This is a genomic window from Methylocella tundrae (assembly GCF_901905185.1).
GTDB lineage: Bacteria > Pseudomonadota > Alphaproteobacteria > Rhizobiales > Beijerinckiaceae > Methylocapsa > Methylocapsa tundrae.
On the sequence record NZ_CABFMQ020000031.1, the window covers coordinates 1 to 416 of the forward strand.

The 416-nt window shown below is 70.7% G+C and carries 1 protein-coding gene; it reads right to left on the reverse strand.

Annotated elements, in window-relative coordinates:
- Window positions 1-416: Na+/H+ antiporter NhaA (locus tag MPC4_RS04190; protein WP_174511423.1), on the reverse strand; the 416-nt coding region annotated here is incomplete at both ends.

Below are 416 nucleotides of genomic sequence, written 5' to 3' on the forward strand. Positions count from 1 at the left end.
GCGTCAGGCCGGTCAGGGCGACGCCGGCATTGGCGAAGCCGAAGACCGGGACCACCCCATAGGTGATCCAGGGCGCCAGCCCGTGCTCCAGCCGATGCAGCGGCGAATCCACGTCTTCCGGCCGGCCTGGGCTGACCCGGATCGGGATGGTGAAGGCCAGCAGCACCCCCGCCACCGTGGCGTGGATCCCGGAGCGCAGCACCAGCACCCACAGCACCAGACCGAGCAGGAGATAGGCCGACAGCCAGGTCACGCCCGCCCGGTTGAGGCCGTAGAGGCCGGCGAGCACGAGGGCGGCGAGTCCCAGCATCCCGGCATCGAGGCCGGAGCCGTAGAACAGCGCGATCACCACCACGGCGCCGAGGTCGTCGACGATGGCCACGGCGCTCAGGAAGATCTTGAGCGAGACCGGCACC